Raw genomic sequence first — 19,857 nt, 5'->3', positions numbered from 1 at the left:
CCTCCTGCCGCTTTCCGGGATCAGAACAGCGGCGTGCCGTTCCGCGTCAGCGACCAGTCCACCGACGCGAAGTCCTTCGGATCGAGCACGCCCTTCGCCGTCGCCCACTCCGCGATCCGGGTCCGGATCTCCGTCGACTCCGACCACAGCTCCCGGGCCGTCGCCACATGCGGGAACGCCCCGCCGCCGTTGGCCCGGTAGTTGTTCACCGCCAGCACGAACTGCGCCGCGTCGTCCAGCGGCGCACCCCCGAACGACAGCTTCTTGATCCGCGACCCGGCCGGCTGGGCCACGTCGATCTCGTACGACAGCCCCGACACGTAGTCGTAGTTGTAGTCCGGGCGGCCCCCTGCGTTCGTCAGCTTCTCCACGTCCACCGGCGCGCCCGGCGCCGTCTGCACGTAGTACTCCGCCGAGTACTCCAGGTACGCCCGCAGCTGCGCACCCGTCAGCAACTTCGCCACCAGCGTGTTGTCGTACACGTACAGACCCGACAGATCCCGGATCGTCACCTCGCCCGCCGGGATCTCGGACGTCCGCGAGAACGGCGACGCCTGCGCCACCACCGGCAGCGCCGCCCACTCCGTGCCCGCCAGCGCCTGCTTCACCACGTCCTCCTGGACCTTGGTGATCAGGTCGATGATCGGCGCGTCCTTGTACCGGGCCTCCACCGTGGTCAGCGTCTCGGTCGCCCGGCCCACCACCTGGTTGACGTACGCCACCACCTTGGCGTGCTCGGCGCGCAGCAGCCGCGTGATCTTCGGGTCGTCCTCGACCGCGTTCGTGTTGCGCAGCGACGCCTTCACCGACTCCACCCGCCAGCGCCCCCGCTCCAGGACCAGCGAGAAGTCGAACAGGGAGAGCCGCTCGGCGAAGCACAGCGGCTCCGACAGCACGACCGTCTTCCCCGTCGCGTCGTTGACGACCTTCAGCTCCGGGATCTCCACGTGCGCGTGCCCCACCAGGATCGCGTCGATCCCCGGCACCTGCTTCGCCACGTTCGCCGCCGCGTTCTCCACGTACGGCACCTGGTCACCGTACGACGACGTGCCCGACGCACCCGAGTGCGCCGAGACGATCACCACGTCCGCGCCCATCGACCGCAGCTTCGGCACCCACTTCGCCGCCTGCTCCTCCAGCCCCGGGAACTTCAGCTTCCCCTGCACATACGCCTTGTCCCAGATCGCGATGCCCGGGTTGGTCAGGCCGAGCACCGCCACCCGCACCGGCGGCGCGCCCTGCACCCGGAACGTCTTCATGAAGTACGGCGGGAAAGCGGGCTTCAGCGTCTTCGCGTCCACCGCGTTCGCGCCCAGCAGCGGGAAACGGCACTGCTGCTCGAAGCGGCGCAGCGTCTCGATGCCGTAGTTGAACTCGTGGTTGCCGAGCGCCACCGCGTCGTACCCGATCGCGTTCATCGCCTTCGCCATCGGGTGCACCGGGCCGCCCTTGGCGGTGATCGGGTCCACCTTGGCGTAGTAGTACGTCAGCGGGGTGCCCTGGATCGTGTCGCCCGCGTCGAGCAGCAGCGTGTTCTGCCGGCCCTTCTCCTTGCGGACCTGCTCCACCAGGGTGGAGATGCGGGCCAGGCCCTGGGCGTTGCCGGCCGCGTCGGTGTACTCCGCGTCCTTGAAGTAGTCCCAGTTGAAGACGTGCCCGTGCAGGTCGGTGGTGCCCAGCACGGTGAGGGCGTAGCGCTTGGGGTGCCGCTCGTGCCGGTGGTGCGAGGCCGGGGCGGCCTCCGCCGCCGGCGCCGCCACGGCGCCGGTCAGCGCGGCACCCGCCCCCGTCACGGCGGACCTCTGCAAGAACTTCCGACGGTTCAGCGGCATGGCGGAGTGCTCCTCTGGCTGGCGACGGTCACTGCTGGCACAACGCGCGTAGATTCCGCCCTGATTCGTGCACCTGTCAACAGTGGGCCGGGTGAATGCCCGAAAGGCGAACAAAGAGCCGTGCGGAGATGCTCAAAGGAGCGCGCAAGCGCCCACTTCAACACTTGTCAACACCGGTTAATCCTTTGTGCGTTGAGTAGTCACGCACCGCCAGTTCACTACCGACCGGTAAGTCATAGGCTCGGCCCATGCGCCGAGCCAAAATCGTCTGCACCCTGGGACCCGCCACCGACTCGTACGACCAGATCAAGGACCTGGTCGACGCCGGAATGGACGTCGCCCGCTTCAACTTCAGCCACGGCACCCACGCCGAGCACGAAGAGCGGTACCACCGCGTCCGCAAGGCCTCCGACGAGACCGGGCGCAGCGTCGGCACCCTCGCCGACCTTCAGGGCCCGAAGATCCGGCTCGGCCACTTCGCCGAAGGACCCGTACTCCTCGAACGCGGCGACACCTTCACCATCACCGTCGAGGAGGGCGCCGCCGGAGACCGCCACCGCTGCGGCACCACCTACGCCGGCCTCGCCGCCGACGTCACCCCCGGCGAACGCGTCCTCGTCGACGACGGCAAGGTCTGCCTGGAGGTCACCGGCGTCGAAGGACCCGAGGTCCGCACCACCGTCGTCGAGGGCGGCATGGTCTCCGACCACAAGGGCCTCAACCTCCCCGGCGTCGCCGTCTCCGTCCCCGCCCTCTCCGACAAGGACGAGGCCGACCTGCGCTGGGCGCTGCGCGCCGGCTTCGACGTCATCGCCCTCTCCTTCGTGCGCAGCGGGCGCGACATCGAGGACGTCCACCGCATCATGGACGAGGAGGGCCGCCGGCTCCCCGTCATCGCCAAGGTCGAGAAGCCCCAGGCCGTGGACGCCATCGAGGACATCGTCGCCGCCTTCGACGGCATCATGGTCGCCCGCGGCGACCTCGGCGTGGAGATGCCGCTCGAACAGGTCCCCATCGTCCAGAAGCGCGCCGTCAAGCTCGCCAAGCGCAACGCCAAGCCGGTCATCGTCGCCACGCAGATGCTCGACTCGATGATCGACAACGCCCGGCCGACCCGCGCCGAGGCGTCCGACGTCGCCAACGCGATCATCGACGGCACGGACGCGGTGATGCTCTCCGGCGAGACCAGCGTGGGCAAGCACGCCATCGAGACGGTCCGCACGATGGCCCGCATCGTCGAGGCCGCGGAGGAGGACATCCTCGCCCGCGGCCTGCCCCCGCTGACCGAGCGCAGCAAGCCCCGCACCCAGGGCGGCGCCGTCGCCCGCGCCGCCGCCGAGATCGGCGACTTCCTCGGCGCGCGCTTCCTGGTCGCCTTCTCCCAGTCCGGCGACACGGCCCGCCGCCTCTCCCGCTACCGCTCGCCCATCCCCCTCCTCGCCTTCACCCCCGAACCCTCCACCCGCTCCCAGCTCAACCTCACCTGGGGCGTCGAGACCTTCCTCGGCCCCCACGTCGACTCCACCGACGCGATGGTCGCCCAGGTGGACGAGCTTCTGATCCGCTACGGCCGCTGCGAGAAGGGCGACGTCGTCATCATCACGGCGGGCTCGCCCCCCGGCGTCTCCGGCACGACCAACCTGGTCCGGGTCCATCGGATCGGGGAGGACTAGTACTTGGGGCCCACGTGGAGATCCATGAGCGCGACGGAGGCTTTGCGGGCGACGGAGATGTTGAACGGAATGCCGTTGCGCGGGCATTCCGTCCACTCCACGCCCAGCTTGTCGAGGGTGTCGGTGTAGAGCCGCCGGATGTCGGCTGAGACGTTGGTGAAGAAGTACCGCGGGTATTCGTAGCGCTTCCGTTCGCCGCGGACGAGCCGAGTGGTCCAGTTGGTGATCCGGCAGCCGTCGGAGTGGACGAGTCCGCGGACGAACTCCCAGGGGTGCGCGTCGATGATCGCTTGCTGCCAGGGTTCTGGCGTGATGCGCCGCTCGTGCTTCTTGCCGGGGCCGTGCTGGGGGAAGAGGGTGGGCCAGTGGCGCCAATAACTGTTCACGGACACGTACCCCGGGTGCTGCACGAGGTGGACGCGTAGACCGGGGCGCACCTGCGGGATGACGGCGCGGCACTCCTCGATGAGCCCGGGCCACGCGTCCGCACACGCGATCCGCAGGTAATGGCCCGTGCCGCGTGGATGGGCACTGACGCAGCCGTCGCCCAGGTAGAGGCCGAGCAGGTAGGCGTACGCGCGCGGGCAGCTCGGCGGGCCCGGGGCAGGAGTCGCCGCGCGAGGCAGGGGCTCCAGGCGCTCCTGCCAGGATCGCAGCGCGGCGCGCGAGACGCCCGTCTCGCGGCTGACCGAGTTGAGGCTGCGGCCCTGGGCCACCAGTGCCAGAGCCAGAACGCGTGTGCTGTGGTCGTACATGCGGCAACTTTGAGGCAGGAGTCAGCGCGACACGCAGCAGAAAGCGGAGGTTCACGAGAACGTGAGCCTCCGCTTTCAGAAGTGCCCGGTGTGGGATTCGAACCCACATGCCCGAAGGCACGGTGGTTTGAGCACCGCGAGTATCGCCAATTCCTCCAACCGGGCAGGTCGCGACCTGAGGGAAGTGTACCGGCTCCGTCCTGCACGTCGCAGCTAGGTACGCTCTTGTCAGCAGCACCCCGCCCCGAACGAGGAGCCCACGTGAGCGCCCCCGAGTCGCCCCAGCCAGCCGACGCGCCCGAAGACGAGAAGTCGCACGTGCCCCCGCTGACGACCCGCGTCGTCATCGCCGAGGACGAGGCGCTCATCCGGCTGGATCTCAAAGAGATGCTGGAGGAGGAGGGCTACTCCGTCGTGGGGGAGGCCGGTGACGGTGAGCAGGCCGTGGAGCTGGCCCGCGAGCACCGCCCCGACCTGGTCATCCTGGACGTGAAGATGCCCAAGCTGGACGGCATCTCCGCGGCCGAGAAGATCGCCGAGGAGAGCATCGCCCCGGTGCTGATGCTGACCGCCTTCTCGCAGCGCGACCTCGTGGAGCGGGCGCGGGACGCCGGTGCGATGGCGTACTTGGTGAAGCCGTTCAGCAAGAGCGACGTCGTCCCGGCGATCGAGATGGCCGTCTCGCGCTTCACGGAGCTGCGCGCCCTGGAGCAGGAGGTCGCCGACCTCAGCCAGCGGCTGGAGACGCGCAAGCTGGTGGACCGGGCGAAGTCGGTGCTGCAGACGGAGTACGGCCTGAGCGAGCCGGCCGCGTTCCGCTGGATCCAGAAGACGTCGATGGACCGCCGCATGTCGATGCAGCAGGTCGCGGAGGCCGTCATCCAGGACGCCGAGGAGAAGAAGGCGGCCAAGGGCTGATCGCGGGAGAGCAGGAGTGAGGCCCGTACCCCCGGCGCAGGGGTACGGACCTCGGTCGGCTCGGGCCTCAGTCCTCGCCGAGGTACGCCTTGCGGACCGACTCGTCGTGCAGCAGGTCCTGCCCGGAGCCGGAGAGCACGATGTTGCCGATCTCCATGACGTGGCCCTGGTCGGCCAGGGAGAGCGCGGCCTGGGCGTTCTGTTCCACCAGGAGGATGGTGGTGCCCTGGGACTTCAGCTCCGCGATGGTGGCCATGATCTTCTGCATCATGATCGGGGAGAGCCCCATGGAGGGCTCGTCGAGCATGAGCAGCTTGGGCCGGGACATCAGCGCCCGCCCCATGGCGAGCATCTGCTGCTCGCCGCCGGACAGGGTGCCCGCGGCCTGCTTCCTGCGTTCCCCGAGGATGGGGAAGAGGTCGTAGGCGCGCTGGATGTCCTGCTCGATGCCGGCCTTGTCGCTGCGCAGGAAGGCGCCGAGGCGGAGGTTGTCCTCGATCGTCATGCGCGGGAAGATGTGCCGCCCCTCGGGGGAGTGGGCGAGCCCGAGGGAGACGATCTGGTGGGCGGGGACCTTCTTGAGCGACTTGCCGTTGAAGCGGATCTGGCCGCCGACCGGCTTGAGCAGTCCGGACAGGGTGCGCAGGGTGGTGGTCTTGCCGGCGCCGTTGGTGCCGATGAGGGTGACCACCTGCCCGGCCTCGACGCTGAAGGAGACGCCCTTGACGGCCTCGATCTTGCCGTAGGCGACGCGGAGGTCCTCGACCTCCAGGAGTGCGGTCATCGGTCGGTCTCCTTGCCCTTGGCCTCGGCGGCTTCGACTTCGGCGACCTCGGCGGCGCCGGGGTCGTCGGCCAGGGGTTCGCCGAGGTAGGCGGCGATGACGCGTTCGTCGCCCTGGACGGTGGCGCTGTCGCCCTCGACGAGCTTCTCGCCCTGGACGAGGACGGCGACGCGGTCGCAGAGGTTGAAGATGAACCGCATGTCGTGCTCGATGACGAGGACGGCGATGCCCTGGTCGCGGATGGCGAAGACGAGTTCCTCGGTGGCCCGGGTCTCCTGCGGGTTCATACCGGCGGTGGGCTCGTCGAGCAGGAGCAGGCCGGGTTCGCTGGCGAGGGCGCGGGCGATCTCCAGCTTGCGCTGCTCGCCGTAGGGGAGGTTGCGCGCGAGATGGTCGGCCTTGGCGGCGAGGCCGATGAACTCGAGGAGTTCCATGGCGCGGGCGCGGGAGGCCTTTTCGGCGCGGTGGAAGCCGGGGCCGCGCAGGACGGCGGACCAGAAGCCTTCCTTGGTGCGGGTGTGCCGGCCGACGAGGACGTTCTCCAGGACGGTCATGTTGGCGAAGAGCCGGATGTTCTGGAAGGTCCGGGCGATGCCGGCGGCGGTGACCTTGAAGGACTTGGGCGGCAGGACCTTGTCCTTGTAGCGGACCTCGCCCTCGGTGGGGATGTAGAGGCCGGTGAGGCAGTTGAAGAAGGTGGTCTTGCCGGCGCCGTTGGGGCCGATGAGGCCGACGATCTCGCCGCTGTTGACGGTGAGGTCGACGCCGCGGACGGCGGTGAGGCCGCCGAAGCGCATGGTGACGCCGCGGGCGTCGAGGACGGTGGTGCCGGGGCCGGCCGCGCCCGGGGTGGTGTCCTTGGTGGTGGTGTCGGTGGTCATGGCGGTCAGGCCCCTGTCTTGCCGAGGACGGTGGGCGCTTCGGCGTCTTCGTGGAATTCCAGCTGCCGGCGCCGGTTGGGGATGAGTCCCTCGGGGCGGAAGCGCATCAGCAGGATGAGGGCCAGTCCGAAGGCGAGGAGCTGGTAGTCGCCGAGGAACTGGAGCTTGTTGGGGATGAGGAAGAGCAGGGCCGCGCCGATCAGGGGTCCGCCGATGGTGCCCATGCCGCCGAGGACGACCGCGGCGAGCAGGAAGGCCGAGTTGGGCGGGGTGGTGCCGGCGAAGAGGTACTGCTCGGGGGTGACGGTGTAGGTGACGTGGGCCTGGACGGTGCCGGCGAGTCCGGCGAGGGAGGCGCCGACGGCGAAGGCGATGAGCTTGACGCGGAAGCCGTTGATGCCCATGGCGAGGGCGGCGGTCTCGTCCTCGCGGATGGCGACCCAGGCGCGGCCGATGCGGGAGTCGCCGCTGCGCCGGAAGACGAGGACGACGACGGCGGTGATGACGAGCATCAGGAAGAAGTAGTTGGCGAACCGGCCGATGGTGAAGCCGGCGATGTCGTGCTGGACGCCGAGGTCCCAGCCCAGGATGTTGAGGTCCGGGATGGAGGCGATGCCGTTGGAGCCGTTGGTGACGTCGGGCCCCGAGGTGCCGTCGAGGTTGTTCACGGTGATGCGGAAGATCTCACCGAAGCCGAGGGTGACGATGGCGAGGTAGTCGCCGCGCAGCCGCAGGGTGGGGGCGCCGATGAGGACGCCGAAGACGAGCGAGGCGGCGGCGCCGACGAGGACGGCGGCCCAGAAGGGGAAGTGGACGTCGAAGGGGGAGCTGGGGGAGCCGGAGACCAGGGAGGCGGCGTAGGCGCCGACGCCGAGGAAGGCGACGTAGCCGAGGTCGAGGAGGCCAGCGAGGCCGACGACGATGTTCAGGCCGAGGGCGACGGTGGCGAAGATGAGGATGTAGACGCCGAGGGTCGCGTACTGGTCGTCGGTCTGTGTGAAGGGGAAGAGGGCCGCCGCGACGAAGGCGCCGCAGACGGTGATGTTCTGGTGCCGGGCGGTGATCTGCGAGGCGTGGGCGATCAGGCCGGACTTGTTGAGGGCGGCGAAGCCGAAGCCGGCGGTGATGAGGAAGCCGACGAAAAGCTCGTCGTACTCGGTGCCGATGCCGTAGGTGAAGACGAGCAGGGCGGCGGCGAGGACGGCGACGATGAGGAGGATCTCGACGTAGCCGGGCAGGGCGCGCGCGGGGCGCGGGGCGCGGGCGGCGAAGACGGCCTTGGTGGTCTGCCAGTTGTGCGAGAGCCCGTGCTTGAAGTGCTCCCAGCCGGTGTCGTCGGGGTCGATGGGCTCCGGTTCGGGCCGCTCGAAGGGGAGGGCGAGGGAGCCGAGGAGGGCGACGAGGGTGGTCACCCCGGCGATGTAGCCGCCCGGTTCGAGGTTGACCACGCCGCCGAGCTTGCTGGTGATCGCGATGAGCGTGTACCAGGTGGTCGCGAAGGTCGCGAGGGCGGCGAGCTTGACGGCCGCGTCGGCGTCGGCCGGGGCGAGCCAGCCAAGGCCCTTGACGCCGTAGGAGGCGAGGCCGAGGAGGGTGGTGAGGGCGCCGCCGACCAGGACCAGGACCTGGAGGCCGCCGGGGTAGCCGTAGACGGTGAGGTCGCCGGGGAAGGCGGAGGTCCAGGTCCAGGCGAGGAAGGTGGAGACGACGGTGAGGGCGCCGCCGACGGTGGCGAGGGCGCGTCCGATCGGGGCGGGTATGCCGATGAGGCCGGCCGGGGCCGCGGGTGCCGGGTGGCTCGCGCTCTGCGGGGCGGTGGTCTGTGTGGTCATCGTTGTCACGCCCTGTCCGCAACGCGTTCGCCGAGCAGGCCCTGTGGCCTGAGCAGCAGCACGAGGATGAGGAGGATGAAGGCCCAGACGTCGGCCCAGGACTGGCTGCCGAACTTGTCCAGGCCGGGGACGTCGGCGATGTAGGCGGTGGCCAGAGTCTCGGCGATGCCGAGGACGACGCCGCCGATCATGGCGCCGTAGATGTTGCCGATGCCGCCGAGGACGGCGGCGGTGAAGGCCTTGAGGCCGAGGACGAAGCCCATCTTGAAGTCGATCTGGCCGTACTTGAGGCCGTAGGCGACGCCGCCGATGGCGGCGAAGACGGCTCCGAGGGCGAAGGCGACGACGATGATGCGGTCGGTGTTGACACCCATGAGCTTGGCGGTGTCGGGGTCCTGTGCGGTGGCCTGCATGCCGCGGCCGGTGCGGGTCTTCATCACGAAGTAGGCGAGGACGGCCATGCTGATCGGGGCCGCGATCAGGAGGAAGACGTCGCCGGTCTGGATGGTGACGCTGCCTATGTGGAAGGGGCCGCCGTCGATCTGGGGGAAGGTGCGGGCGGACTTGGCCTCGGGGTACCAGGCCCAGACCGCCTGCTGGAGCGCGAGGGAGAGGCCGATGGCGGTGATGAGGGGGGCCAGGCGGGGGGCGCTGCGCAGGGGGCGGTAGGCGAACCGTTCCGCCCCGACGGCGACGGTGGTCGCGACGATCATGGCTCCGATGATCATCAGCGGCAGGGCGATCAGCATGGAGGTGCCGTCGGGCAGGATGTAGACGTAGACCGTGAGCGCGCCGAAGGCGCCGGTCATGAAGATCTCGCCGTGGGCGAAGTTGATGAGCTGGACGATGCCGTAGACCATCGTGTAGCCAATGGCGACCAGCCCGTACATGGATCCCAGTAGCAGGCCGTTGACCAGCTGCTGCGGCAGTTCGTGCACCGCATGTCCTCCGAGACTTTCGGATGTTCGACGAATGTGGCCGGATGCGAGTCCGCGCGGGGCGCCTGTGGAACAGGGCCCCGCGCGGCTCGTCCGTGGTGGCGGGTGTGGACCGCCGGGTCAGCCGGTGTAGGTGCCGGACTTGACCGCCTTCCAGGCGCCGTTCTCGACCGCGTAGACGGTGAGCTGCTTGTTTGTGGCGTCACCGAACTCGTCGAAGGAGACCTTGCCGGTCACTCCGTCGAAGGAGACGTTCTGCATGGCCTCCATGACCTTGGTGCGGGCGTCGTCGGGCAGCTTGCCGTCGTTGTCGTCGACGGCCTTCTTGACGGCCTCGATGATGGCCCAGGCCGAGTCGTAGGAGTAGCCGCCGTAGGCCTCGTAGGCCTCCTTGTAGCCGCCGGCCTGGTAGTTGGCGACGAACTCCTTGGCGGAGGGCAGCGTCTCGACCGGGGCGCCGACGGAGGTGGCGAGGTCGCCGGTGCCGTTCGCGCCGGCCAGCTTGATGAAGTCGGCGCTGTAGATGCCGTCACCGCCGACGACGGGGATCTTGGCGCCCGCGGCCTTGATCTGCTTGCTGAGCGGGCCGGCCTGCGGGTACTCGCCGCCGTAGTAGACGACGTCCGCGCCGGACTTCTTGACCTTGGTCGCGACCGCGGAGAAGTCCTTGGTGTCGGGGTTGATGTGCTCGGTGCCGACGACGTTGCCGCCGAGCTTCTTGAACTCCTCGGTGAAGGTGCCGGCCAGGCCCGCGCCGTAGGTCTTCTTGTCGTCGATGACGAAGACCTTGGTCTTCTTGGCGTCGTTGTAGACGTACTGCGCCGCGAACGGACCCTGGATGGCGTCCGTGGTGGCGGTGCGGAAGTACGACTTGTACGTGCGCTTCTTGGTGTTCTGCCAGTCGGTGCCCTGGGTGAGGGCGGGGTTGGTGTTGGCCGGGGAGACGTCGACGAGCTTGGACGTCTCGAACACCTTCTGCATGGACTCGGCCACCGAGGAGTTCAGCGGGCCGACCACGCCGAGGACGTCCTTGTTCGCGACGAACTTGGTGACGTTCTGCTGGCCGACGGAGGGCTGGGCCTGGTCGTCGAGGGCCTGGATCTTGAAGGTGACGCCGTCGACGTACTTCTTCTTGTTGGCCGTCTTGGCGGCGAGGTCCACCGAGTTCTTGATGCCGAGGCCGAGCGCGGACAGGTCGCCGGTCAGGGGGGCGTCGACGCCGATGACGACGGTGGTGCCGCCGCCCTTGCCGGAGTCGTCTCCGCCGTCGTCGTCGCGCGAGCCGCAGGCGGTGAGGGTGAGCGCCCCCGCCGCCAGAGCGGCGGTGATGGCGATGAGCGAACGTTGACGCACGATCAGTCCTTTCGCTGGCACGGCCGTGTCCCCGTGGAGACGGCCGGGTCGCGCGCCGTACGGAGGTGACAATCCGACTGCGCGGTGACTGGGCGTGACTCTAAGCGTGTGCAGGGAACGTGGAGGAGGGTCTGACTCATGCTGTGACGCTCTTGTTATGACACGGGGTAATGCAGAGCGGTACACGTTGGGGAGAAGGGCGGAATTCCGGCCGATTCGCCCTGTCCACATAGTGAGAATCCGCAGGGTCGACCGGCAACGTTCAGGCGTATGAGGCTTTTTGGTGATTACTTGGAGTCGTTGCCGCAGGCGACTTGCAGGATGTGATCCAGGTACCGCGCATAGCGGGGTCCCAGCAGGAAACTCTGGTCCTGTATTGCCCGACTATTACGCAGTGTTACGTCGAGAAAAGGGAGCCCGGGATTCCGGGGGGCTTTCCCGCAGTCGGTCACCCGGAGAGTGATCGTGATCTTGCGTGCCGCGTGCGGGGCGGTCCGGAAGGGCGGCTTGGGTGAGGCCGTGAGGGAGAGGCCGTCGTAGGGCTGCGCGAGACGGGTCACGGTGACCGGCGGACCGGACTCCACGCTCAGGGCGACGGCGAAGCTGGAGCCGCCCGGCGGCACCCCGGGCGGAGTGGTCACACCGTTCAGGAAGACCAGGTCGACGGCTTGCGCGGGGTAGGGCGGTGCCGGCGGAGGCTCCGGGGCGGCCCTGCGGGCGGTGTACAGGGCGCCGGCGCCCGCCAGCAGGGCGAGGGCCGCGGCGGCGCCGAGCAGGGCCCTGCGGCGGCGTCGCCGCAGGCCCGCCGCGGTGGCAGGGGGAGCGGCCGGCGGCTCCTGGACGTGCGTGCCCTCACCCGGCTCGACCGGTCCGATCCCGCTCACGAGCCCCACGGACCCCGGTCCGGACGACCGTCGCGTGACATGCCCCGACGGTAGGGCGCGGGGCGGGTGCGGGCAACGCCCGCGGCGCGCCGGGGTCGGCCCGTCCGGAGTCAGCCCGTGGTGCCCGCGTCCCGCAGCAGGCAGGTCAGCCGGGCGGTGCACACCCGGCGGTCCGCCTCGTCGCTGATCACGATCTCGTACGTCGCCGTCGAGCGGCCCCGGTGGACCGGGGTGGCCACGCCGGTGACCAGGCCGGAGCGGGCCCCGCGGTGGTGCGTGCAGTTCAGGTCGACGCCGACGGCGATCTTGGTGCTGCCGCCGTGCAGCATCGAGCCGACCGAGCCGAGCGTCTCGGCGAGCACCGCCGAGGCGCCGCCGTGCAGCAGCCCGTACGGCTGGGTGTTGCCCTCCACCGGCATGGTGCCGACGACCCGCTCGGCGGACGCCTCGACGATCTGCACGCCCATGCGCGTGCCGAGGTGGCCGGCCGAGAAGAGGGCGGGCAGGTCGACGCCGAGCGCGGCGTACTCGTCGATGACCTCCTGCGGGAACTGCGTCGGCTGCTGCTCGCCCATGGACCGGCTCCGTTCGAGACGTGGTGAGACTCGCTGAGCAAACGCTCAGTCGGTCGCCGATTGTTCCAGACGGACCACCAGTGACTTGCCGGCCGGGGTGTTGCTCACGTCCGCCGTCGCGTCCAGCGGCACCAGGACGTTGGTCTCCGGGTAGTACGCCGCCGCGCAGCCCCGGGCCGTCGGGTAGTGCACGACGCGGAAGCCGGGCGCCCGGCGCTCCACGCCGTCCCGCCACTCGCTCACCAGGTCGACGTGCTCGCCGTCGCGCACGCCGAGGGCTGCGGCGTCCTCGGGGTTGACCAGGACGACCCGGCGGCCGTCCTTGATGCCCCGGTAGCGGTCGTCCAGGCCGTAGATCGTGGTGTTGTACTGGTCGTGCGAGCGCAGGGTCTGCAGCAGCAGCCGGCCCGCGGGCAGCGCCGGGTACTCCACTGGCGCCGCGGTGAAGTTGGCCTTGCCGGTGGCGGTGGGGAAGCGGCGCTCGTCGCGTGGCGCGTGCGGCAGCGCGAAGCCGGGTCCGCCGGGCCGCCCGTCGGAGTCCCGCACGCGCGCGTCGAAGTCCTCGAAACCCGGGATCACCCGGGAGACGCGGTCGCGGATCGCCGCGTAGTCGCGCTCGAACTCCTCCCACGGCACGGTGCTGCGCACGCCGAGCACCCGGCGGGCGAGGCGGCACACGATGGCCGGCTCGGACAGCAGATGCTCGCTCGCCGGCGCCAGCTTCCCCCGGGAGGCGTGCACCATGCCCATGGAGTCCTCGACGGTGACGAACTGCTCGCCGCCCGCCTGGCGGTCGCGCTCGGTGCGGCCGAGGGTGGGCAGGATCAGCGCCCGCGCGCCCGTGACGGCGTGCGAGCGGTTCAGCTTCGTGGACACGTGCACGGTGAGCCGGGCGCGGCGCATCGCCGCCTCGGTGACCTCGGTGTCGGGGGAGGCGGCCACGAAGTTGCCGCCCATGGCGAAGAACACCTTGGCCTCGCCGTCGCGCAGCGCGCGGATGGCCCGCACCACGTCGTAGCCGTGCTCGCGGGGCGGGGCGAAGCCGAACTCCTTCTCCAGGGCGTCCAGGAAGGCGGGTGCCGGGCGCTCGAAGATGCCCATCGTGCGGTCGCCCTGCACGTTCGAGTGGCCGCGCACCGGGCAGACGCCCGCGCCCGGGCGGCCGATGTTGCCGCGCAGCAGCAGGAAGTTGACGACCTCGCGGATGGTGGGCACGGAGTGCTTGTGCTGGGTGAGGCCCATCGCCCAGCAGACGACGGTGCGCTCTGAGGCGAGGACCATGCCGAGGGCCTGCTCGATCTCCGCCCGCGTGAGGCCGGTCGCGGTGAGCGTCTCCTGCCAGTCGGCGGCGCGGGCGGCCTCGTCGAACTCCGCGAAGCCGTGCGTGTGTTCGCCGACGAACTCCTCGTCGACCGCGCCGTCGGTCTCCAGGATCAGCTTGTTGAGCAGCCGGAAGAGGGCCTGGTCGCCGCCGAGGCGGATCTGCAGGAAGAGGTCGGTGAGCGCGGCGCCCGCGGTGAGGCCCTTGGGCGTCTGCGGGTTCTTGAACCGCTCCAGGCCCGCCTCGGGCAGCGGGTTGACGCTGATGATCTTCGCGCCGTTCGCCTTGGCCCGCTCCAGGGCGGAGAGCATGCGCGGGTGGTTGGTGCCCGGGTTCTGGCCGGCCACGATGATCAGGTCCGCCTGGTACAGGTCCTCCAGGGAGACGCTGCCCTTGCCGATGCCGATGGTCTCCACCAGGGCCGAACCGGACGACTCGTGGCACATGTTGGAGCAGTCGGGCAGGTTGTTCGTGCCCAGCTCGCGCGCGAAGAGCTGGTAGAGGAACGCCGCCTCGTTGCTGGTGCGCCCCGAGGTGTAGAAGACGGCCTCGTCCGGCGAGTCCAGGGCGGTGAGCTCCTCGGCGACGATCCCGAAGGCGCGCTCCCAGCTGACCGGTTCGTAGTGCGTGCCGCCCTCCGGCAGGTACACCGGGTGGGTGAGGCGGCCCTGCTGGCCCAGCCAGTAGCCGCTGCGCCCGGCGAGGTCGGCGACCGGGTGCGCGGCGAAGAACTCGGGGGTGACCCGGCGCAGGGTGGCCTCCTCGGCCACCGCCTTCGCGCCGTTCTCGCAGAACTCGGCGGCGTGCCGGTGGTCCGGCTCCGGCCAGGCGCAGCCCGGGCAGTCGAAGCCGCCCTTCTGGTTGACGCTGAGCAGCGTCAGCGCGGTGCGCCGCACGCCCATCTGCTGCTGGGCGACGCGCAGGGTGTGCCCGATGGCCGGGATCCCCGCCGCCGTGTGCTTGGGTGCCGTGACCCGCGGCGCGTCCTGCACCGGGTCACCCTTCGGCGGCTTGCTCGCCATCGCGCGCTCCTTCGCGTCCACGGGTGGGATACCTCTTCGATCCTCCCACGGACCACCGACAGCGCTGGTGGGGGAGGGGAGCGGCCCCGGCGGCCCCGCGGCCGGCGGCGCGGCGCGGGCGGGCCGGAGCCGAGTGTCAGTGGTCCGTGGCAGGATCGGGGACGTGGCGAAGACAGCATCGAAGAAGACCGACCAGACCTCCCGCGAGGACCGCCCCCGGCTGATGCTCATGGACGGGCACTCGCTGGCGTACCGCGCGTTCTTCGCGCTGCCCGCGGAGAACTTCACGACCGCGACGGGCCAGCCGACCAACGCGATCTACGGCTTCGCGTCGATGCTGGCCAACACGCTGCGTGACGAGGCGCCCACGCACTTCGCGGTGGCCTTCGACGTCTCCCGCAAGACCTGGCGCTCCGCGGAGTTCACGGAGTACAAGGCGAACCGCTCCACCACCCCGGACGAGTTCCGCGGCCAGGTGGAGCTGATCGGCGAGCTGCTGGACGCGATGCAGGTCACCCGCTTCGCCGTCGAGGGCTTCGAGGCGGACGACGTGATCGCCACCCTCGCCACCCAGGCCGAGGCCGCCGGCTTCGACGTGCTGATCGTCACCGGCGACCGGGATTCGTTCCAGCTGGTCAGCGAGCACACCACCGTGCTGTATCCGACCAAGGGCGTCTCGGAGCTGACCCGGTTCACCCCGGAGAAGGTCCAGGAGAAGTACGGGCTGACCCCGGCCCAGTATCCGGACTTCGCCGCCCTGCGCGGCGACCCGTCGGACAACCTGCCGGGCATCCCGGGCGTCGGCGAGAAGACGGCCGCTAAGTGGATCAACCAGTTCGGCTCCTTCGCCGAGCTGGTCGAGCGGGTCGACGAGGTCAAGGGCAAGGTCGGGCAGAATCTCCGCGACCACCTGGAGTCCGTCAAGCTCAACCGCCGGCTCACCGAGCTGGAGCGCGCCGTCGAGCTGCCCAAGGCGGTCGCCGACCTGGCGCGCCCGGCGTACGACCGCAAGGGCGTCGCGATGATCCTGGACACCCTGGAGATCCGCAATCCCTCCCTGCGCGAGCGGCTCTTCGCCGTCGACCCCGGCGCCGAGGAGGCCGAGGCCACCCCGGTCCTCGCCGACGGCGTCGAGGTGGACGGCACCGTGCTCGCCACCGGCGAGGTGGCCGACTGGCTCGCCGAGCACGCCACCGGGCCGCTCGGCGTCGCCACCGTCGACGCCTGGGCGCTGGGCGCCGGCTCGGTCGCCGAGGTCGCGCTGGCCGCACCCGACGGCAAGGCCGCCTGGTTCGACCCCGCCCAGCTGGACGAGGCGGACGAGTCGGCGTGGGCGGGCTGGCTGGCCGACCCGGAGCGGCCCAAGACCTTCCACGACGCCAAGGGCGCCATGCGCGTCTTCGCCGAGCACGGCTGGCACATCGCCGGCGTCGCCATGGACACCGCGCTCGCCGCCTACCTGGTCAAGCCGGGCCGCCGCTCCTTCGCCCTGGACGCGCTGTCCATGGAGTACCTCCACCGCGAGCTGGGCCCGGCCGCCGCGGCCGACGGCCAGCTCGCCTTCGGGGCGGACGAGGGAGCCGAGGCCGAGGCGCTGATGGTGCAGGCCCGCGCGATCCTCGACCTCGGCGAGGTCTTCGAGGCCCGGCTGCCGGAGGTCGGCGCCGCCGACCTGCTGCGCGACATGGAACTGCCCACCTCCGCGCTGCTCGCCCGCATGGAGCGGCACGGCATCGCGGCCGACCGGGCCCACCTGGAGGCCATGGAGCAGCTCTTCGCCGGCGCGGTGCAGCAGGCGGTGAAGGAGGCGCACGCGGCGGCCGGGCACGAGTTCAACCTCGGCTCGCCCAAGCAGCTCCAGGAGGTCCTCTTCGGCGAGCTGGCGCTGCCCAAGACCAAGCGGACCAAGACCGGCTACACCACCGACGCCGACGCCCTGGCCTGGCTCGCCGCCCAGACGGACAACGAGCTGCCGGTGATCATGCTCCGCCACCGCGAGCAGGCCAAGCTGCGGGTCACCGTCGAGGGCCTGATCAAAACCATCGCCGCGGACGGCCGGATCCACACCACCTTCAACCAGACGGTGGCCGCGACCGGCCGCCTCTCCTCCACCGACCCGAACCTGCAGAACATCCCGGTCCGCACCGACGAGGGCCGGGCGATCCGCCGCGGCTTCGTGGTCGGCGAGGGCTTCGAGTCGCTGATGACGGCGGACTACAGCCAGATCGAGTTGCGCGTGATGGCCCACCTGTCCGAGGACGCGGGCCTGACCGAGGCGTTCACCTCCGGCGAGGACCTGCACACCACCGCCGCCGCGCAGGTGTTCTCCGTCGAGCAGTCGGCGGTCGACGCGGAGATGCGGCGCAAGATCAAGGCCATGTCGTACGGGTTGGCGTACGGCCTGTCGGCCTTCGGCCTCTCCCAGCAGCTCAACATCGAGGCGGCCGAGGCCCGCGGCCTGATGGACGCCTACTTCGAGCGCTTCGGCGGCGTCCGGGACTATCTGCGCCGGGTCGTGGACGAGGCGCGGGCCACCGGGTACACGGCGACGCTCTTCGGCCGCCGCCGCTACCTCCCCGACCTCAACAGCGACAACCGCCAGCGCCGCGAGGCCGCCGAGCGCATGGCGCTCAACGCCCCGATCCAGGGCACGGCGGCCGACATCGTCAAGATGGCCATGCTCAAGGTGGACAAGGCCCTGCGCGAGGCCGACCTGCGCTCGCGCATGCTCCTCCAGGTGCACGACGAAATCGTCCTGGAGATCGCCCCCGGCGAGCGGGACGCCGCGGAGGAACTGGTCCGCCGCGAGATGGCCGACGCGGTCCGCCTCAGCGTCCCGCTGGGCGTCTCGGTGGGCGTGGGGCAGGACTGGGAGTCGGCGGCACACTAGCCCCGGCGGTCGGGCGGGTTGGGTCGCGTATCCGGGGCTGCCCCCGGTGCCCTGCAGCACCCGTGCGGTACGTGATGCGATGTGTGGCGACGCCGCCCCCGGTCTCCGCCGGGCCCGAGGCCCGAGGGGCGGCGCGGGGCCCCGGGCAGGGCGGCGGTACGCCAGGAGGCGGTGAGCGTCTGCCCCGAAGGGCAACGGCGCTGCCCCGCATGGCCAAGTGGTGAATATCGGGCGTCAACCGGTGCCCCGGCAAAACAAGTTGTCGTAGGGTCGCCTGGGCACCGTACAGGCGTGCGCCGCGGCCGGAGCGACAGCAGCCGCGCAGACAGCGGGAAGAAGGGCGCGACGGCGTCCACGGGAGGGGTCTACCTATGGCGGCGCAGTTCGGCAGCAGGCTTCGCAAGGGCGCGGTGACCACCACGGTCGCGGCAGTCGTGGTCGCGGCCCTCTCCGCGTCCCAGGCCCCCGACGTCACGGCCGACGCGCAGGACAGACCCACCGCCGCCGACAGCCTCCCGACCCCCGACGCGCCCGCCGCCGGCGACACCGCCACCGGCAACTCCCGCTACTACACCGACCTGCCGCCGCTGCAGAGCCCCGTCCCCGTGGCGCCGCCCACCATCGGCACCCCCGTATCCCGGGGCACCGCCGAGGCCGGCATCCCCGCCACCGTCCTCGACGCCTACCAGCGGGCCGAGGCGGAGCTGCGCCAGGCCAAGCCCGGCTGCAACCTGCCCTGGCAACTCCTCGCCGCCATCGGCAAGGTGGAGTCCGGCCAGGCCCGCGGCGGTCGCGTCTCCGCCGACGGCACCACCCTCAGCCCGATCGTCGGCCCGCAGCTCGACGGCAACGGCTTCGCGCTCATCCCGGACACCGACGACGGCCGCTACGACGGCAACAGCAGCTACGACAACGCCGTCGGACCCATGCAGTTCATCCCGTCGACCTGGGCCTGGGCGGGCCGCGACGGCAACGCCGACGGCACGTCCGACCCCAACAACGTCTACGACGCCGCGCTCGCCGCCGGCCACTACCTGTGCCGCAACGGCTGGGACCTGTCCGACACCGCCGACCTCAAGCGGGCCGTCCTCAGCTACAACAACTCCGACGCGTACCTCTACACGGTCATGTCCTGGCTGGAGCACTACCGCCGGGGCAGCCACGAGATCCCCGACGGCACCGGCACCCTGCCCGTGGGCCGCAGCGACGACGGCGCCGGCACCGCCCCGCCCCTGCCCTCGCCCCGCCCGCCGCAGACCCCGGCCGCCCCCGGCACGACCCCGTCCCCGTCGCCCCACCCGCAGACCCCGCACCCCGAGAAGCCGGCGCCCGAGAAGCCCGGCACCCCGCCGACGACGCCGCCCGGCCCGAAGCCGCCCACCACCACTCCCACGCCCACCGACACGGTCGACCACCTGGAGAAGACCGGCGGCCCCACGCTGACCGCGACCGCCGGCGACACCTTCGCCGGACGGATCACCAGCCGGGCGGAGACGAAGGACGGCAAGACCGTCGGCAAGGTGCGGGTCCGCTTCACCGTGCTCGGCGACACCGACACCGCCTTCGCGGGCGGCGAGCACGTCGCCACCGTCCTCACCGACGCGTCCGGCACGGCCACCGCGCCCGCGCTGACGGCGGGGGAGAAGACCGGGACCTTCACCGTCCGGGCCACCGTCGTCGGCCGCGTCGTACCCGGCCTCGACTACCGGGCCACGGTCACCGAGCGGACCGCCGACGCCCTCGCGCGCACCGGCGACACCGCGCTGACCGCAGTGGCCGGCGGGGAGTTCGCCGGGCAGGTCGGGGTCAAGGCCACCCGCAAGGGCGCCGCGGCGGACAAGGTCGCGGTGACCGCCAGCCTCCTGGCCTCGGCGAAGGACACGGCCGCGAGCGGCAAGGGCCCGTACTTCAAGGGCGCCGACGGCAACCCCGTCCGCACCCTGAGCGGCCTGAAGACCGACGCCAAGGGCCTGCTGACGCTGCCCCGGCTCTATGCGGACGACACCGCAGGCACCTTCGTCCTCCGGCTGACCACGCCCGGCGGCGGCACGCTCGACGTGGAGCTGAAGGTGGCCGCCGCCCAGCCGTCCCCGACGCCGACCCCCTCCGCGCCGGCCACCGGCGGCGCCACGCCCGAGGCCACCCCGAGCCCCACCACCACCCCGTCGACGAAGCCGACCGGCACCGCCTCCTGAGAGT

Annotated in this window: 14 protein-coding genes and 1 tRNA gene; 4 read left to right on the top strand and 11 right to left on the bottom strand. The window is 70.9% G+C overall.

Annotated features, from left to right (window positions below):
• Positions 1 to 20 precede the first annotated feature (20 nt).
• Positions 21 to 1,832 carry a bifunctional metallophosphatase/5'-nucleotidase gene (locus tag ACGFZL_RS21605; protein WP_393693868.1) on the bottom strand — a complete coding sequence of 604 codons (1,812 nt, stop codon included), beginning with the start codon at positions 1,830 to 1,832 and terminating at the stop codon, positions 21 to 23.
• 248 nt (positions 1,833 to 2,080) lie between these two features.
• On the opposite strand from ACGFZL_RS21605, the gene pyk reads away from it, so the two are divergent.
• Positions 2,081 to 3,505 (top strand): pyruvate kinase, encoded by a 1,425-nt coding sequence (gene pyk, locus ACGFZL_RS21600; RefSeq protein ID WP_393693866.1) that lies wholly within the window; start codon positions 2,081 to 2,083, stop codon positions 3,503 to 3,505.
• On the opposite strand, the gene ACGFZL_RS21595 is transcribed toward pyk, so the two are convergent.
• Positions 3,502 to 4,260 (bottom strand): helix-turn-helix domain-containing protein, encoded by a 759-nt coding sequence (locus tag ACGFZL_RS21595; RefSeq protein WP_393693864.1) that lies wholly within the window; start codon positions 4,258 to 4,260, stop codon positions 3,502 to 3,504. The two genes, pyk and ACGFZL_RS21595, sit on opposite strands and share 4 nt — an antisense overlap.
• An 82-nt stretch (positions 4,261 to 4,342) precedes the next feature.
• Positions 4,343 to 4,425: transfer RNA gene (locus tag ACGFZL_RS21590), tRNA-Leu, on the bottom strand.
• Positions 4,426 to 4,521: 96 nt separating this feature from the next.
• On the opposite strand from ACGFZL_RS21590, the gene ACGFZL_RS21585 reads away from it, so the two are divergent.
• Positions 4,522 to 5,178, top strand: coding sequence for an ANTAR domain-containing response regulator (locus ACGFZL_RS21585; protein WP_393693862.1), 657 nt, complete (start codon positions 4,522 to 4,524; stop codon positions 5,176 to 5,178).
• Between the two features lie 67 nt (positions 5,179 to 5,245).
• On the opposite strand, the gene ACGFZL_RS21580 is transcribed toward ACGFZL_RS21585, so the two are convergent.
• The 8 genes from ACGFZL_RS21580 to ACGFZL_RS21545 all read right to left on the bottom strand — a co-directional run bounded on the left by ACGFZL_RS21580 (position 5,246) and on the right by ACGFZL_RS21545 (position 14,768).
• Positions 5,246 to 5,962: an ABC transporter ATP-binding protein gene (locus ACGFZL_RS21580; protein ID WP_355176052.1), complete on the bottom strand. Its 717-nt coding sequence runs from the start codon at positions 5,960 to 5,962 to the stop codon at positions 5,246 to 5,248.
• Complete coding sequence (locus tag ACGFZL_RS21575; protein ID WP_355176051.1) at positions 5,959 to 6,843, bottom strand: ABC transporter ATP-binding protein; 885 nt, start codon at positions 6,841 to 6,843, stop codon at positions 5,959 to 5,961. Before ACGFZL_RS21575 ends, ACGFZL_RS21580 begins: the two co-directional genes overlap by 4 nt.
• Positions 6,844 to 6,848: 5 nt before the next feature.
• Positions 6,849 to 8,675: a branched-chain amino acid ABC transporter permease gene (locus ACGFZL_RS21570; protein ID WP_393693859.1), complete on the bottom strand. Its 1,827-nt coding sequence runs from the start codon at positions 8,673 to 8,675 to the stop codon at positions 6,849 to 6,851.
• A 5-nt stretch (positions 8,676 to 8,680) separates the two neighbouring features.
• Complete coding sequence (locus ACGFZL_RS21565) at positions 8,681 to 9,613, bottom strand: branched-chain amino acid ABC transporter permease (protein ID WP_355176049.1); 933 nt, start codon at positions 9,611 to 9,613, stop codon at positions 8,681 to 8,683.
• A 120-nt stretch (positions 9,614 to 9,733) separates the two neighbouring features.
• The gene (locus tag ACGFZL_RS21560; protein WP_355176048.1) at positions 9,734 to 10,966 is read right to left on the bottom strand and encodes a branched-chain amino acid ABC transporter substrate-binding protein; all 1,233 of its coding nucleotides are present in this window, start codon (positions 10,964 to 10,966) and stop codon (positions 9,734 to 9,736) included.
• Positions 10,967 to 11,253: 287 nt separating this feature from the next.
• Entirely contained in the window at positions 11,254 to 11,850 is a 597-nt protein-coding gene (locus ACGFZL_RS21555) for a Tat pathway signal sequence domain protein (RefSeq protein ID WP_393693856.1), read from the bottom strand.
• A gap of 110 nt (positions 11,851 to 11,960) precedes the next feature.
• Entirely contained in the window at positions 11,961 to 12,425 is a 465-nt protein-coding gene (locus tag ACGFZL_RS21550; protein WP_355176046.1) for a hotdog fold thioesterase, read from the bottom strand.
• Between the two features lie 45 nt (positions 12,426 to 12,470).
• A complete protein-coding gene (locus tag ACGFZL_RS21545) occupies positions 12,471 to 14,768 on the bottom strand; it encodes an FdhF/YdeP family oxidoreductase (RefSeq protein WP_393693854.1) in 2,298 nt (765 codons plus the stop codon).
• Positions 14,769 to 14,931: 163 nt separating this feature from the next.
• Here ACGFZL_RS21545 and polA point away from each other — a divergent pair, with 163 nt between their 5' ends.
• Both polA and ACGFZL_RS21535 read left to right on the top strand, forming a co-directional pair.
• Entirely contained in the window at positions 14,932 to 17,658 is a 2,727-nt protein-coding gene (polA, locus tag ACGFZL_RS21540; protein WP_393693852.1) for a DNA polymerase I, read from the top strand.
• A 371-nt stretch (positions 17,659 to 18,029) separates the two neighbouring features.
• The gene (locus ACGFZL_RS21535; protein WP_393693850.1) at positions 18,030 to 19,853 is read left to right on the top strand and encodes a lytic murein transglycosylase; all 1,824 of its coding nucleotides are present in this window, start codon (positions 18,030 to 18,032) and stop codon (positions 19,851 to 19,853) included.
• Positions 19,854 to 19,857: the final 4 nt, after the last annotated feature.

Source organism: Streptomyces sp. NPDC048182, assembly GCF_043202555.1.
In the GTDB taxonomy this organism is placed as follows: Bacteria; Actinomycetota; Actinomycetes; order Streptomycetales; family Streptomycetaceae; genus Streptomyces.
Note: the sequence above shows the minus strand (reverse complement) of the source record. Positions and strands in the feature narration are given on the sequence as shown.

Bases quoted from the DNA above. Each gene is read 5' to 3' on its own strand.
- ACGFZL_RS21605 (WP_393693868.1), bottom strand. From the start codon at position 1,832: ATGCCGCTGAACCGTCGGAAGTTCTTGCAGAGGTCCGCCGTGACGGGG.
- pyk (WP_393693866.1), top strand. From the start codon at position 2,081: ATGCGCCGAGCCAAAATCGTCTGCACCCTGGGACCCGCCACCGACTCG.
- ACGFZL_RS21595 (WP_393693864.1), bottom strand. From the start codon at position 4,260: ATGTACGACCACAGCACACGCGTTCTGGCTCTGGCACTGGTGGCCCAG.
- ACGFZL_RS21580 (WP_355176052.1), bottom strand. From the start codon at position 5,962: ATGACCGCACTCCTGGAGGTCGAGGACCTCCGCGTCGCCTACGGCAAG.
- ACGFZL_RS21575 (WP_355176051.1), bottom strand. From the start codon at position 6,843: ATGACCACCGACACCACCACCAAGGACACCACCCCGGGCGCGGCCGGC.
- ACGFZL_RS21570 (WP_393693859.1), bottom strand. From the start codon at position 8,675: ATGACCACACAGACCACCGCCCCGCAGAGCGCGAGCCACCCGGCACCC.
- ACGFZL_RS21550 (WP_355176046.1), bottom strand. From the start codon at position 12,425: ATGGGCGAGCAGCAGCCGACGCAGTTCCCGCAGGAGGTCATCGACGAG.
- ACGFZL_RS21545 (WP_393693854.1), bottom strand. From the start codon at position 14,768: ATGGCGAGCAAGCCGCCGAAGGGTGACCCGGTGCAGGACGCGCCGCGG.
- ACGFZL_RS21535 (WP_393693850.1), top strand. From the start codon at position 18,030: ATGGCGGCGCAGTTCGGCAGCAGGCTTCGCAAGGGCGCGGTGACCACC.